Annotated in this window: 18 protein-coding genes and 1 riboswitch; of the genes, 1 reads left to right on the forward strand and 17 read right to left on the reverse strand. The window is 43.5% G+C overall.

Annotation, left to right across the window (positions count from 1 at the left end; all coding sequences use genetic code 11):
• Nucleotides 1-37 precede the first annotated feature (37 nt).
• Complete coding sequence (locus E5983_RS00095) at nt 38-208, forward strand: DUF3042 family protein (protein ID WP_160331910.1); 171 nt, start codon at nt 38-40, stop codon at nt 206-208.
• A gap of 325 nt (nt 209-533) precedes the next feature.
• Nucleotides 534-682, reverse strand: a riboswitch (adenosylcobalamin (AdoCbl) riboswitch).
• A gap of 125 nt (nt 683-807) precedes the next feature.
• Here the strand turns inward: E5983_RS00095 and E5983_RS00100 are convergent.
• The 17 genes from E5983_RS00100 to E5983_RS00180 all read right to left on the reverse strand — a co-directional run bounded on the left by E5983_RS00100 (nt 808) and on the right by E5983_RS00180 (nt 14,553).
• Nucleotides 808-1,365 carry a flavin reductase family protein gene (locus E5983_RS00100; RefSeq protein WP_160331911.1) on the reverse strand — a complete coding sequence of 186 codons (558 nt, stop codon included), beginning with the start codon at nt 1,363-1,365 and terminating at the stop codon, nt 808-810.
• Nucleotides 1,366-1,369: 4 nt separating this feature from the next.
• On the reverse strand, nt 1,370-2,464 hold the full coding sequence (locus tag E5983_RS00105; RefSeq protein ID WP_160331912.1) for an NADH-dependent flavin oxidoreductase: 1,095 nt from the start codon (nt 2,462-2,464) through the stop codon (nt 1,370-1,372).
• Nucleotides 2,465-2,549: 85 nt separating this feature from the next.
• Nucleotides 2,550-3,122, reverse strand: coding sequence for a histidine phosphatase family protein (locus tag E5983_RS00110; protein WP_160331913.1), 573 nt, complete (start codon nt 3,120-3,122; stop codon nt 2,550-2,552).
• Nucleotides 3,119-3,841, reverse strand: a complete 723-nt coding sequence (gene cobS / locus E5983_RS00115) for an adenosylcobinamide-GDP ribazoletransferase (protein WP_160331914.1) — start codon at nt 3,839-3,841, stop codon at nt 3,119-3,121. The genes E5983_RS00110 and cobS overlap by 4 nt, the downstream gene beginning before the upstream one ends.
• Nucleotides 3,838-4,401 (reverse strand): bifunctional adenosylcobinamide kinase/adenosylcobinamide-phosphate guanylyltransferase, encoded by a 564-nt coding sequence (locus E5983_RS00120; RefSeq protein ID WP_160331915.1) that lies wholly within the window; start codon nt 4,399-4,401, stop codon nt 3,838-3,840. The genes cobS and E5983_RS00120 overlap by 4 nt, the downstream gene beginning before the upstream one ends.
• On the reverse strand, nt 4,389-5,687 hold the full coding sequence (gene hemL / locus E5983_RS00125) for a glutamate-1-semialdehyde 2,1-aminomutase (RefSeq protein WP_160331916.1): 1,299 nt from the start codon (nt 5,685-5,687) through the stop codon (nt 4,389-4,391). Before hemL ends, E5983_RS00120 begins: the two co-directional genes overlap by 13 nt.
• A complete protein-coding gene (gene hemB / locus E5983_RS00130) occupies nt 5,668-6,660 on the reverse strand; it encodes a porphobilinogen synthase (RefSeq protein ID WP_160331957.1) in 993 nt (330 codons plus the stop codon). The genes hemL and hemB overlap by 20 nt, the downstream gene beginning before the upstream one ends.
• Complete coding sequence (locus tag E5983_RS00135) at nt 6,650-7,381, reverse strand: uroporphyrinogen-III synthase (protein WP_160331917.1); 732 nt, start codon at nt 7,379-7,381, stop codon at nt 6,650-6,652. The genes hemB and E5983_RS00135 overlap by 11 nt, the downstream gene beginning before the upstream one ends.
• The gene (hemC, locus tag E5983_RS00140; protein WP_160331918.1) at nt 7,356-8,288 is read right to left on the reverse strand and encodes a hydroxymethylbilane synthase; all 933 of its coding nucleotides are present in this window, start codon (nt 8,286-8,288) and stop codon (nt 7,356-7,358) included. The genes E5983_RS00135 and hemC overlap by 26 nt, the downstream gene beginning before the upstream one ends.
• Nucleotides 8,285-9,517, reverse strand: a complete 1,233-nt coding sequence (hemA, locus tag E5983_RS00145) for a glutamyl-tRNA reductase (RefSeq protein ID WP_160331919.1) — start codon at nt 9,515-9,517, stop codon at nt 8,285-8,287. The genes hemC and hemA overlap by 4 nt, the downstream gene beginning before the upstream one ends.
• The gene (locus tag E5983_RS00150) at nt 9,477-9,959 is read right to left on the reverse strand and encodes a precorrin-2 dehydrogenase/sirohydrochlorin ferrochelatase family protein (protein WP_160331920.1); all 483 of its coding nucleotides are present in this window, start codon (nt 9,957-9,959) and stop codon (nt 9,477-9,479) included. Before E5983_RS00150 ends, hemA begins: the two co-directional genes overlap by 41 nt.
• Entirely contained in the window at nt 9,959-10,543 is a 585-nt protein-coding gene (locus E5983_RS00155; RefSeq protein ID WP_160331921.1) for a cob(I)yrinic acid a,c-diamide adenosyltransferase, read from the reverse strand. Before E5983_RS00155 ends, E5983_RS00150 begins: the two co-directional genes overlap by 1 nt.
• The gene (locus E5983_RS00160; protein WP_160331922.1) at nt 10,540-12,030 is read right to left on the reverse strand and encodes a cobyric acid synthase; all 1,491 of its coding nucleotides are present in this window, start codon (nt 12,028-12,030) and stop codon (nt 10,540-10,542) included. Before E5983_RS00160 ends, E5983_RS00155 begins: the two co-directional genes overlap by 4 nt.
• Nucleotides 12,031-12,834: an energy-coupling factor ABC transporter ATP-binding protein gene (locus E5983_RS00165; RefSeq protein WP_160331923.1), complete on the reverse strand. Its 804-nt coding sequence runs from the start codon at nt 12,832-12,834 to the stop codon at nt 12,031-12,033.
• Nucleotides 12,812-13,513 carry a CbiQ family ECF transporter T component gene (locus E5983_RS00170; RefSeq protein WP_160331924.1) on the reverse strand — a complete coding sequence of 234 codons (702 nt, stop codon included), beginning with the start codon at nt 13,511-13,513 and terminating at the stop codon, nt 12,812-12,814. The genes E5983_RS00165 and E5983_RS00170 overlap by 23 nt, the downstream gene beginning before the upstream one ends.
• A 21-nt stretch (nt 13,514-13,534) precedes the next feature.
• Complete coding sequence (locus E5983_RS00175; RefSeq protein ID WP_160331925.1) at nt 13,535-13,819, reverse strand: energy-coupling factor ABC transporter substrate-binding protein; 285 nt, start codon at nt 13,817-13,819, stop codon at nt 13,535-13,537.
• The gene (locus E5983_RS00180) at nt 13,816-14,553 is read right to left on the reverse strand and encodes an energy-coupling factor ABC transporter permease (RefSeq protein ID WP_179924495.1); all 738 of its coding nucleotides are present in this window, start codon (nt 14,551-14,553) and stop codon (nt 13,816-13,818) included. Before E5983_RS00180 ends, E5983_RS00175 begins: the two co-directional genes overlap by 4 nt.
• Between the last annotated feature and the right edge of the window lies 1 nt (nt 14,554).

Raw genomic sequence — 14,554 nt, forward strand, 5'->3', positions numbered from 1 at the left:
TATCCTATCAATAGAGTACAGAAAAGGAGAACCACTTATGGCAAACAATTTTGGTAAAGGACTTGTAACAGGAATTCTCGGAACTGCCGCTGCAGTTGCCGGAGCAGTCTACGCAGTCCACAAAACAATCATCGAACCAGAAGAGCAAAAAGCAGCATTTATCGAAGAAAACCGTAAAAAAGCTGCCCGCAAACGCGTATCACACTAAAAAAGAGGTTGGAATCCAACCTCTTTTTTTGCTAACCGAAAAACCCCAGGCCAAAACCCAGGGTTAAATGTCAACTTAGAAAACTGGACTACGTCGTTGTACCCCTAAACAAAAGCATCCTTGCTTTGTCTGTTTTCCAAAGGAGCTGCTCAAGCAGCCGAGATTATTGACTAGTCTGCTTCAATCTGAAAACAAGCTAGACCTTCTCCCTAGAAAATGATAGGTACTCTGATCGTAGAAAGTCTTATCCTGATGAAGAAACCCTAGATAGTAAAGACGGTTTCAAACTTAACCTAACTCAACAAAGAGCCGGTAATCAGCTTCAGGAAGATATCGAAATCTTACATCGAGATTCGAAATCTACTAAAATTTAGGCCGAAAGATCTGACTTAGAGCTAGAAGCCCTTCACAGTGGCGGGACCGTGTTGGAATTGCACCAAACTTCCATCGCACCTAAAAGTACAAACATCAATTTCTACTACTTAAATTTTACCACATTTAGTCTTTTTTAGGCAAGGATAAAAGTTTTTAGAAGTGAGCCTGTTTGTTTTGACGGTGATCCTCTTGCTGCTTTATACCAAGAAGGAAATCATAAAAATCTAGCGTTCCTTAACAATAAGACTCCCCATCTCAATTTCCTCTCCTGAAAAAGATTTATACAGCCGACCCGCTCCATCTCCAATATAGCTGATAGGATCAAAAGTTTCTTTCCTGAAATTGCCATCTTCTGTAATAAAGTCCGAATCAAGTGCTCTTCGCGTAACTTTCGCAATTACATTGGTTAATGCTCCACAAGGAACCATTTCGACAACCTGACATTCAATAACCAAGGGACAAGCATCCACGAGTGGGACATCAGCTTCTCCCAAACTGTAAGTTAAGCCGGTTAAGTTAAATTTATCCTTATGGGAATTAAAACCCGCGATTTCGATCTCCCTCACTAAATCCATCTGAGGAACAGAAACAGAAAAAACTCCTGTCTGACTGATCTCTTGAATGGCATTACTCTTAGTTCTCATGGCACAAACAAGCATGTTCCCCAAGGAATAGATCGAACTACAAGTAGAAATGTTGTAGCCGTGGATACGATCTTTATAGCCTAAGAAAAATGTTGGAAAACCAAAATAAAGTTTGCGTGTATCAATTGTTTCTTTCATAAATCTATCCCTCTAAATAGCTTCCCATTGCTGTCGCAAATGCTAAAGGAAGAGCTAATCCCTCCCAGTCCGCTTCTTGGCAACCCCTAGATACCATGGCTTCCTGATCAGTAGTTACCTTGGTCAACCAATCTGGATCAACCAATAACTGGCGTCCCATAGCCACAAAATCGGCAATTTGGAGAAGCTCGTCTACTTGAGAAGTCTGCTGAATCCCCCCGACAGCAATAATCGGCAAACGCCCTGCTAATTTCTGAGAAATCTGCTCCACTACCGACTCTGTAGTCTGTGGATTTCGCAAAGATGCTTGCTGGGCTTGAGCCAGGGAGAGGTGGACATAGTCCAGCCCTAACGGGATTAGCTGCTCCAAAAGTTGAAGGCTATCAAACAGAGACAAACCGGGCTCTTCAATTTCTTCTGGTGAAAGACGATAGCCAAGGAGGAAAGGCCGGTCTGCCTGCGCTGCAATCAGGACTTTAGCCTTCTTGACCAGTGTTTTGGCAAAGCGCCTGCGGTTATGTTCTGTTCCACCCCACTGGTCTGTGCGACGGTTAGAATGGGGGGATAAAAACTGTTGAATCAGGTAGGTATTGGCGCCATGGAGCTCAACCCCATCGAAGCCCGCCTGAATCGCTCGGCTGATCGCCGCCAAAAAAGCTTCCAGTAATTCTTCAACTTCCTTGCGTGTAGCTGCTTTGGGTTCTAAGACTTGACCGTGTTCGGCGATCACGGCACTCGGAGCTAGAGGGCGGTCACCGACTACTAAATCGGGAGGCACCATCCGGCCTCCATGATAGAGTTGGAGAATCGCCAAATTTCCTTTAGACTTCATGGCACTTGCCAGATTCCGTAAACCAGGAATCTTATCATCCTCAGCTGCACTAAAACTGCCCCGAAAAGCTTGACCATCTTCACAAACATAGGCACTTCCGGTTATCAACATCCCTGCAGAACCTGCCCGACGCCGATAAAAGGCAATATCTGCCGAGGAGACATAGCCTCCCGGTAAGCTAGAACTAATGGTCAAGGGGGCTAATACCAACCGATTTTGGGTGGTCAAACCTACCTTAAATTGATACATATCTTCCAGTTTATTCATCCTACTACTCCTTTACAGTGACTCCGCGAAGCTTATGACAAAGCAATATAATATAAAGATAGTCCTACTCACCCACCTTAAAACACTACAATAGCTTTTCCCGCCAACCAACTAGACTCTCCTCAAGCACTAAAACTCGCCCTTGAGGGACCTCAATATCCCAAAAGGAACGATGAGGGTCCGTTAGGTTTTGGATTAGCAAACGAAGAACGCCTAGATGAGCTACAAGAACAATGGTAGCCTCCTCCCTAGCCAAAATCTCCACTAACCCTGATTGAACTCTAGTCTTAAAGTCGCTAAAAGATTCCGCTTGAGGAGGGCAATAATCAAATGGGGCTTCTAGCCAACGAACCCAATTCACTGGATCCCGATCTTCAATTTCATCAGCAGTTAATCCCTCCCAAAGTCCAAACCCTTTCTCATTAAAAACATCCCTCTTCAGCAACTCTCGCTTTGGAAAAGCAATGGTCGCGGTCTCCTGGGCTCTCTTTAGACCGCTCGTATAAATCACCTCCGGCTCAAACGACTCCATCAACTTCCGCTGTTGCCTAGCCTGCTTTCTGCCTTGGTCTGTTAGTTCGCTCTCCAAACTACCATAAAAACGCCTTTCCCGGTTGCAAATAGTTTCCCCATGCCTCAGTAAATACAATGTTTTCATATCACCAATCCCAATAAATAACACAATTGCCCCAATAAGGCATAGGCTCCCAAGGTATCCCCTGTTTGTCCTCCAATCTTTCGATAGACAAAGCGCCGATAAAGAAGAGCCCCTACTAAGAAACTTGCATAAGCAATCAGTCCCTTATTTTGAAAAAAATAAAAGGAGAGTCCAATTGGCAAAGCTTGTGCCAAAACAATGTGGTGTCCCTTTGCCCCTTGGAAAAAATTTCCAGATCCAGTGTGGGCACGCGCATCCCTCAGCTTCCAGACCTGGATTGCCAAGCCGGCCTTGGAGATTGTAGCGAGCATTAATAGGACTTGCCAATCTATGAATTTTTGCTCCCAAAAGGCTGCAACAAAAAGAAGATAAAAGAAAATCAGAGCGAGAACCCCATTTGTCCCCATACGGCTATCCTTCATAATTTCCAGCATACGCTCTGGCTTACGAGAAGAAAAAAGACCATCCGCTGTATCCGCTAAAGCATCCATGTGAAAACCTCCTGTTAATAAAACATCAAAAAACAAGAGTACAACCAAGGACAAACTAGAAGGTAAAACACTGGTGAGCAGAAGAAAAAGACTACTCCATAAACACCCAAGTAACAATCCAAAGAGACTCAAAAAAGGAACCCCCGTTCGAATGTAGGACAAGTCGATAGTCAAGGGGACGGGAATTCTTGTAAAAAATTGCGTATATATTAATAATGATCGAATCATTTCAAACGTTGGACGAGCCCACTGACGACCCAGTAAACTTCGTCCGCCTCCCTTGCTAACTGTTGATTTCGTTTTCCTTGAATATCCTGGAATAAACGACCAAGATAGGTCGATGCTTGTAAGCCGAGTCCAACCTCATCGCTAACAATCCAAAGTTCTTGAGACGCAGTTGAAGAAGCCTTCAAAATAGTTGACCACTCCCTCTCTAAGCGAAGTTCCAACTCTTCCTTCGTTGATGGAGACAATTGTTCTACCTCCTTCTCTTGAAGAAAATCAAAAAGCAAATTACTAGTCAGCATAGTCGCTGAGTCTAATAGAAACAACTGTTCCGAACGTTGATAGATAACCTCAGCTAAATTCTGATAACCCTCATGTGTCCCCCAATGAGCAGGTCGACGATTGCGATGAGCCTCGACTCGCTGATTCCATTCCTCATCCGGCGATAATAACAAACCGGTTGCCAAATAACAAACCGGTACGCTCTGCGCCAGTAGCTCTTGCTCAGCAAACTTGGATTTCCCGCTTCGAATTCCTCCCAAGACTAAGACTAGCTTTCCCATACTCTGCCTCCGATTTTCCGAAAGACCTCTTCAATAACTTGGAGAGTCTGCTCAATATCCCTATCTGTATGCGCTAAGGACAAAAAATTACTTTCATATTGTGAAGGGGCCCAATAAATGCCCTTAGTAAGTAAAAGCTGATGAAAATTAGCAAATTGCTCATAATTCGCTGACTGAGCATCCTTAAAGTTTTGGACTGGTTTATCCGCAAAGAAAAGAGAAAACATACTTCCACGCCATTGGACCTGGACTGGAAGTTGATACTTCTTAGCTAAGCCTTGAATTCCCTGACATAGGCGAGTTGTCCTAGCCTCCATCTCCGCAAAAGCATTTACTCCTAATCCCAACAGGGTTGCTAAACCAGCTGCCATCGCAATTGGATTTCCCGAAAGAGTTCCTGCCTGATATACGGGACCTAGAGGAGCTATCTGATCCATATAGCAAGCCTTTCCACCAAAGGCTGCCACTGGGAAACCTCCGCCAATGACTTTCCCCAAACAAACAAGATCTGGTTGCAGTTGATATAACTCACAAGCACCCCCGTAGGCAGCACGAAAACCAGTCATAACCTCATCAACAATAAATAAACTCGAATGCTCCTCGCAAAGCAGAGCAATTGTTTCCAAAAAAGCACGATCTGCTGGAATCAATCCCATGTTCCCAGCTACTGCTTCGACAATCACTCCTGCAATTTCTGAAGCATGGTGCTGAAAAATCGCTTTCACAGCTTCCGAATCATTATAAGGAAGAACAAGAGTCTCTGGTATGAGAGCCGCTGGGAGGCCAGCTGAATCCGCCAGTCCCAAACTCGCAACGCCAGATCCTGCACCGATTAAGAAGGAATCACTATGACCGTGATAACAGCCTTCGAATTTGATGATCTTTTCACGACCCGTTACAGCACGAGCTAGGCGGATAGCACTCATCGTTGCTTCTGTTCCAGAGTTTACAAAACGCATCTTCTCTAGAAAAGGAAGGCGCCGCTGTAATTCCTGTCCCAAAGCTAATTCCCGTGGACTCGGAGCTCCAAAGCTACTTCCCAGATTCACAGCTTCCCGAACTGCCGATTGAACACTGTCTACTGCATGTCCTAAAACCAAGGGACCCCAGGATAATACATAATCAATATAAGTATTTCCGTCCACATCCCTCAATCGAGATCCAGAACCCGATTCAATAAACAGAGGCTGACCTCCAACAGCCTTAAAAGCTCGAACAGGGCTATTAACACCGCCCGGAAATAGTTTTTTAGCTTCCTGAAAATATTCACTTGACTGCTTTCCCATCTCTATCCTTCCATCTTTCTAGCGCAATTTCTTTGGCGAAATAAGTAATAATGAGATCCGCTCCAGCCCGCTTCATAGCCAACAAGGACTCGTCTCGGGTCAAAATTGGATTTAACCAACCTTTCTCCCCAGCCGCCTTAATCATTGCATACTCACCACTGACATTGTAGGCTACTAGAGGCAGTAAGCTCGTCCCACGAATTTCTCGAATAATATCTAGATAGGCAAGGGCTGGCTTGACCATGAGGAAATCCGCTTGCTCATCCTCGTCTGCCAAAGCTTCTCGCAAAGCCTCCCTCCGATTGGCACTATCCATCTGATACGACTTCCGATCACCGAACTGCGGAGCTCCCTCAGCCGCTTCACGAAAGGGACCATAAAAACTCGATGCAAATTTTACCGAATAAGCCATAATCGGAACCTGGTCAAAACCAGCAGCATCTAACCCTCGACGAATTGTCGTCACAAATCCATCCATCGCATTTGATGGAGCAATCACATCGGCTCCAGCCTGTGCTTGGCTAACGGCTACTTGCGTTAAAAGCTCTAAAGAGGAGTCATTATCAACATCATCTTCCTTTAACAGTCCACAATGACCATGGTCTGTAAACTCACACAAGCAAGTATCCGCAATTAACAGTGCTTCTGGATGTGATTTTTTAATAGCTTGCAGAGTTTCTTGGACAATTCCTGTCGGGGCATAAGCCTGACTTCCTCGTTCATCCTTATTTTGAGGAATCCCAAATAGAATAAAAGCCTTAAGTCCCAGGCTCATACACCTACCCACTTCCTCCACGAGGTCTTTGATAGGAAATTGATAGATTCCCGGCATAGACGGAATCTCCATCGGCTGCTCCAAGCCTTCTTTTACAAATAAAGGATAGATAAAATCATCCAAGGATACATCGGTTTCTCTCACGAGGTCCCGTAAAAAGGGATTGCGCCTTAATCTTCGTTGTCTTTTAAACATAATTTCCCTCCTGTTCTTGAACAATTGTTGCTAACATCTTCTCTAAAGAAGGATAATCTGGAAGATAGCTAATCCTGTAGCCCGCCTTCCGGATAGCATCCGCAGTTGTCTGACCAATAGCTGCTATCCGATGTCGCTCCGGTTCCAATACAGCTCCAGAAGCCAAAAAGGCAGACCAAGCAGAGGGACTAGCAAAGGTAAGAATCGATTCCTCTATGTCTGAAGCCAGTAAGTTGGCCAAAGTCCTTTGCCCCGCTTGATGAGGTCTGGTCTCATATAGAGACCAGGTAAACACATGATGACCTGCCGCCTCCAACTCTCGACCTAAACTTCCCTTGGCAAGGTTTGACTGGGGAAATAGGATAGTCTGAGGCACCGGATAAGTCTCTAGCCATTCCTTAATAAAAGCTTTTCCATACGGTTGAGAAGACTGAAAATGTATTCTTAGACCAGCTTTCCTTGCTGCCTGAGCTGTCTGAGATCCAATCACCGCTATCTTATTAGGGAAATAGGGAAGAGTGTTTAAAAAGGAAACAGTCACCGCACTAGTTAAGAGTAACCACTCAGCCTTATCCTTATCCTGACCTGATAATAGAGAGCCAGGCAGAGGGAGTGAATGAAACTCCAACAAAGGAACGTGAAGAAGTTCATAACCTAGGGCTTGATAATCCCTACACAATGACTCGCTCGGTCTCTGTTCACGGGTAATTAGAATTTTCAACATTTGGCAATCCCCTTACCCCTGCTTCCTTTAGTTTAGTAAAAGCCTCCGATGCCAAGGTATTCACTTGCTTCCCTTCAACTTGGGCATAATGACACTCTCCCTTTGGAGAGGCTAGCATCGTTTGCAACACGTAACCATCTCCTTTTGTCTGAGCTAAAGCCGAAATCGGAAATGTACAATCTGCCTGCAGTAAAGATAAAAATTGGCGTTCAATCGCAACGCATTGAGCGACTTGTTTATCATTAAACGTAGCTAATAGGTCTAAAATTTCCGTATCTTCTTGACGACATTCGATGGCCAGAGCAGCCTGAGCTACAGCCGGAAGGCAAATATCCAAAGAAAGTGGTTCCAAAAAAATATCCCGACCTCCTTGCCAGCCTAAACGTTTTAGACCTGCCATCGCTAATACAACAGCTTGGTACTGTCCCTCTTTAACTTTTTCAATCCTACTATCAATATTTCCACGAATCGACCGATAAACCAGATCTGGCCTTTGCCTTTGCAATTGTAGAGTCCTCCTAAGACTACTAGTTCCCACAATGGATCCCGAAGGAAGATTAGCCAAACTCCAATTTGGGTTCGAAAAAACCAAGCAATCACGTACATCCTCTCTTGGCGAGACTGCACCGATAGTGCATCCAGGAGCCAATATAGCTGGAAGATCCTTCATACTATGAACAGCCATATCGATTTTCCCTTGCTGAATAGCAGTTTCAATATCTGTTACAAAAATTCCCTTTCCACCAATGACAGATAATGGAACATCTTGCAATTGATCTCCTTTGGTTGTATAAGGAACGACCTCAAATATCCGATCTGGATGCAATTGGCGTAGCTGATCCAAAACAAGATTGGTCTGACGAATGGCCAATAAGCTTTTACGACTTCCTACTCGTATTGTTCTCATAACTCTTCCTCACTGAATCCAAACACAGAGCGAATTACCGCAATATCATGAGATGCCTGATCTCCGATAGAGCGCTCCTTCAATTGCAGGATTGAATTTTTAATCAACTGATTACTAATTCCCTTCATGTGTTTTTGAATAACTTTTCTCTGCCTATCCGTTAGTTCAGGTAATTTTCTTTCCAAACTTGCGAAACTCGCTTCTTGTATTCCTAGAGCATACTCTCGAATCTCTTGAATCAACGGGATAATCCCCAGTTGTTGTCGCCATTGATTAAAATAGAGAACCTCCGCTTCAACCTCCTGGGCAATCCCCATTGCAATTTCTTGACGTTTCTCATAATGTTCATCCAATCGTCCCTGAATCTCTTCAATCGTTAGTAACCGCTCACCAATTCCTGTTTCACAAGTTCTAGGTAAACAAAGATCAAAAACCAGACTTGTTGAAGCCACTATCTCCCTGTTCAAATAGCGCTGTCCGGTAGCCGCCGCCGAAAAAACAACATCTACACCAAAGAGAGCTTCTTTCATTTGCTCCCAAGAATAAATCTGGACACGGGGATCTCTTTGATAAGGTTCCATCTTAGATAAGGTTCGATTTAACAAACGAACTGTTGTAAAGGGACGTTTCAAAGCATACTTAACCAATAATTGACCAATCTCACCCAAGCCAATGATTAGAATCGTTTGAGCAGACGGTTTTAAAAACTCTAGTAGTTGCATAGCTGTCAAGCTGATAGATAGGGGACGTTCGTTAATACGGTATTGATGATGCATCCGTTTCGCGAATGTCAAAACACGGCGAAACAACTCATTTAAGATAACCCCACTCGTTCCAGTTTCCTGTGCTAGAAAAAAAGCTTGTTTGACCTGGTTTAGAATTTGATATTCACCCAATATCCGAGACTCCAAACCTGTCGCTACCCGTAACAGCTGATGAACGGCAGATAAATCCTCCAAAATTTGTAGATGAGTTTCCAATAATGCCAAATCCAGGTCAAACCATCTGGCTAGAAATTGTTTGCCATAATAGCGCCCGGTATGAAGCTGATCAACAACTAAATAAAGCTCAGTCCGATTACAAGTTGATAAAATAGCAGCTTCTAAGACACTCTTTTCCCGTTTTAAAGCAGTTAGCGCTAACTGAATGTCTTCTTCTTTAAAATGAACTTGCTCCAAGACTTCGAGACTAGTCTCTTGGTGACGTAGCCCCAGATAGAGTACATACATCTAGGTCTCCCTCTCTCATTTTCAAATACCTGGCGATTTCCTCCCGCATCTGTTTAGCCTGAGCGGGGGAGTGACCTTCCGTTGATACTGTAATCGTTAGACCTGTAGCCCGAATTTGAGCTACATTGTAGAAATCAGAATCTGATTTATCTCCGCTATTATTGACCATGACGCCTAAGGGGGCATCCTGTCTAACTTGGTGATTCACAGAAACCTGATCGGTGCAAGCAAAAACAAGATGAGCCTTCGCTAAATCTCCTGTTTGATAGGGACGAGCCACCCAGTCAATCTGCTCCTGTGGAATTTGAGGATCCAAACTCGGACTAATAACCTGTACACTGGCTCCTTCTTCTAGGAGACTGCGAATTTTTCTAGCGGCAACCTGTCCCCCACCCACGATGACTGCTTGTTTTCCTTTTAAATTTAGCATGATGGGATACATTATGAACCTCTTTTTTTGTTTTTAAAAACAGAAGGGCTGCGTTCATAGAGCTGATCTGCCTCTCCTAGCTTGTGATTCAAATAGCGAGCAACGACAAAGAAATAATCTGACAACCGATTTACATAATGCAAATTAACTCGGTTTATATCTGAATCTATTTCCATCAAGGCAACAATTCTTCGCTCCAAACGACGCGTCAAGGTCCGTAACTGGTGATAGTAGGCTGACAAGATGTGACCACCCGGTAACACAAATTGTTGAACCGAAGGGGTTTGTGCCAGATAATCATCTATTTTTTCTTCTAACCAAATCTCTGAGTGAGGAAGTTGCTTGTATGGCCGCGATTGGTTAGCTGTGGCTAGATCGCTACCACAATCAAATAATTCTTGTTGGATAAGGCTCCCTTCTTCGATTAAGCTCGGGAACCCTCCTTGCTCACGAACTAAAGCTATTACCAAACCAAGAAGAGAATTTAGCTCATCCATTGTTCCGTAAGCCTCAACTCTAGGATCGGATTTTGAAACACGAACACCTCCGTAAAGACGGGTTGCCCCTCCATCTCCATATTTCGTATAAATTCTCATCCCCCTTCTCCTTTCAAAATCTGATAGATCCTTTTCATATCTAACGACGAGCGCAATTGGTCTGCCAGTTGATTATAGGCTTGCTCCTTCCTTTCTGCCATACTCAGTCCAGAAATTGGAAGAGGAGCCAATCCTTTCTCTGATCGAATCTGATTTAGATAAGCGCGTGTCCATTCTTGGTTATCAAAAATACCATGTAGATAAGTACCTTGAATGTGACCATCTCGAGAAACAGCTCCATCTAAATGCCTACCTCCCTCATCTTCAATAACTGCAAAAGCTTCTTCCTGTCCAAGAATTTTCGTCTCTCCCATATGAATTTCATAACCCGATAAACAATAAGATCCCTGCCTTGCTTGAACTTGCTTGGTTCTTTTACTCTTCCTAAAAACTGTCTCTATGTCTAGGAAACCCAAACCAGCAATTTCTCCCAATTGGGACTCAACGCCATCCGGATCCAAAAGGCGACGTCCCAGTAATTGATAACCCCCACAAATCCCAAATAGACGACTTCCTGTGTGAACAGCTCTGGAAATCGCTTGGTCTATCCCTTCTTCCTGTAAATAGAGACAGTCCCCAATGGTGTCCTTGCTACCAGGGAGAATAATTACATCTGGAGTACCGAGTTCGGTAGCTGACCAAACATACCGAAGAGAAACATCTACTTCATTCTCCAATGCTTGAAAGTCTGTAAAATTAGACAGACGCTTCAATCCAATCACAGCAATATCTAAATCCTTTGTCTTATCTACTGTTCTTGATTTCTGAGACAGGGCCACACTATCCTCCGGATCAATCGCAACTTGTAAATAAGGAACGACTCCTAAAACGGGTACTCCTGTGAGCTCTTCAATCATATCTATCCCTGGTTGAAGTAAGGCCACATCCCCTCTGAATTTATTAATGATAATTCCTTTTACCAATGCTCTTTCCTCTGGTTCCAGCAAGGCAATGGTTCCATAGATTGAAGCAAAAACTCCCCCCTTATCAATATCTGCTACCAAGATTACCGGACATCCCACAGCCCTTGCTAAGCCCATGTTCACGATATCCTTATCTTTTAAATTAATTTCAGCTGGACTGCCAGCTCCTTCAACGACAATAGCATCGTATTCTTCCCCTAATTCCTGATAAATTTGAAGAATGTCTTCTAGCAAAGCTGGCTTAAACTGATGGTAGGAAGTCGCATCCATTTCTCCTAAAATCTTTCCTAAAAAAATAACTTGAGATCGGTGATCGGAACTCGGCTTGAGCAGAACAGGATTCATCCGTACATCAGGCTCTAACCCTGCTGCTTCAGCCTGAGTGACTTGAGCGCGTCCCATTTCATCTCCTAACGAGGTAATAAAAGAATTTAATGCCATATTTTGCGATTTAAAGGGCACAACGGCCAGACCATCTTGCTTGAAAATTCGACAAAGACCAGCTGCTAATACGCTTTTTCCGGCATCTGATGCTGTCCCTTGTAGCATAACTGCATCTGTCATCTACATCCTCCTCTGTAAAAACTGAATAAAGTCTGAGCGTGAAGACACCAAGGGTGTCCCAATCATCTGATGCATTTGAACAATCCAAGGACTCTCTAAACCAGCTGTTCTTAGCAATTCCTCCTGCTGAAAGAAAACATCCTTAGTTCCTTCAGAAATCAGCTCTCCCTCTCGTAAGAGATAGGCGTAATCACAAGCTTCGTACATTAAATCCATATCATGACTGGATAAAATGATCCCAACTCCCTGAGAAGCTAACTCTTTCATGGTCTGTAGCATTTTCTCTCTTCCAGATGGATCCAAGCCAGCTGTCGGTTCATCAAGTAACAAATAGTGGGGTTGAAGTGCTAGAACATCCGCAATCGCCACTCGCTTCTTCTGACCATAACTGAGGTATTGAATGGGCGCATCTGCAAGCTCCAAAATCCCCATACGTCCTAAAGCACCTTGAACGCGCCTTGCAATTTCTTCATCCGAAAATCCAAGATTTTCCAAAGCCATCGCTACATCATCTCGAACAAGGCTAAAAAAGAGCTGTTGTTCTGGATTTTGAAAAACAAGATTGACTGCTTGCCGGTAAGTCAATAAGGACTTTTTCTTCTTTCCTACTGCTCGATTCTCATAGAAAATCTCTCCCTGCTGGGGAAGAAGTAAACGCATGATCACTTTCATCAAGGTTGATTTACCAGAACCATTGGCACCTAGAATCCCCGTAATCTCTCCTCTCTGAAAAGCCATGGAGACCTTTTTTAACATTGGCTTGCCTTTCTCATAAGCAAAACTAATATCTCGAATCTCCAACATCTGTTCCCTCCTTATCCATCGCATCAAATCGTAATTCCAAAATTTCTTCAAGCTGTTTTTGATGATCTACCAACCTCAGAAACACACTATTGGCCAAATAGGCTAACCCCTTAATCCGCTTCCCCTTCTTACTAAAGGCAAACTTTAATACTAAAGATTCTTGAGCACTGATAAAATCTCCCATCAGTAAAAAAAGGAAGCGATACATCAATAAAATAAGGTCCAGTAACTCCCTTGGAATAGGACTTCGATGCAACCCTTTTAAAATTTGTCCAAAGGGCGTCGTCAATACAAAGAAATAGGTTGCTGCCAAGCAAGCATAGATTCTAAGACCTAACCGAATGACTTGCTGAGGAGCTGATGGGAGAATCCCGATATGTAGACTACCAAATGACCAACCTACCCAATACGAAAGGGGAGTTATCGACACCGATAGTAATAAGGTGGCGAGACTAAGAAGAATAAAAATAGTCGGATAAAAGTAAAGTCTCACGTAAATTGCAAACGGAATTCGAGCTAGGTAAAAGGTTAGCCAGAAAACAGTGATAAAAAGTGCGACTTGCAAACTCCAAATTCCCGAAAAGCTGATTATGAGAAACAGAAGAAAAAGCAAAAACTTCAACCGTCCATCTAGGTGACGCCAACGATTTTGGTACGCATAATAATCAATTGGAAGCATCTGCTCATCTCCTTTCTCTCGCTACTCAGCTACCTGCTTCTTCCCCCGATAATAGCCTAGAATATAAAAAATAACTGCTGCACCAAAACTCCCCTGTAATGTAAACAAGAGACTTTCCACCTCCGATCCAGCGGGTTCAAAGATTGGCTGAAACCAAGGTTGATAGTCTGAATAAATTTCTGTAATCAAACTTTCAGCAGCTGCATCCGTACCACCGAACTCCACTCCTCTAGGAGCTAGATAAAACGCTAGTAAAATCAATGTGACAACTCCTGCTAACAACAATAAGCTAGATTTTCCTTTCATCTAAAAACCTCCTTAAATACAGGCAAACTATCTGATAGCAGGTTATAGAAAACCACAGTCAATAATCCTTCAACAATCGCTATCGGAATCTGAGTCATCAAAAAAACTCCTAAAAACTTGACCAAAGAACCTCCAAAGCCGCTCACCGGATCTGGAAAAACTAAAGCCAACTGAACAGATGTTGTAATATATGTTGCCAAGTCTGCAAAGGCTGCACAAAGAAATAATGAGACTTGTTGTGACAAATGAAGACGTCTTGCCACACGATAACTAGCAAAACCGACAAATGGACCTGCAACGGCCATTGAAAAAGCATTGGCTCCCAAAGTCGTTATCCCACCATGGGCTAGGAGCAAGGCCTGAAATAGAAGGCAAATGCTCCCTAACACACTAATCACAGACGGACCAAACAAGGCTGTTCCGAGACCAACTCCAGTCGGATGTGAACTAGAACCAGTTACTGATGGAATTTTTAAAGACGAAAGAACAAAGACAAAAGCCCCAGATAAAGCTAGCATAGTCTTGGCAGATGGATCCCGATGAATAACCCTGCGAATTTCTTTAATCCCCAATAGAAAGAAAGGAAGAAACACAATAAACCAAATCAATGACCAAATAGGGGGAAGGTAACCTTCCATAATATGCATAGCAGACACATTCTCTTGACTAAGTAAGGTCAGTAAACAAACGAGAACAGGCACAGCAAGGACTTGTTTCTTGCGATAGTTTCTCAAC

The sequence above is a fragment of the Streptococcus danieliae genome (assembly GCF_009767945.1).
Lineage (GTDB): Bacteria > Bacillota > Bacilli > Lactobacillales > Streptococcaceae > Streptococcus > Streptococcus danieliae.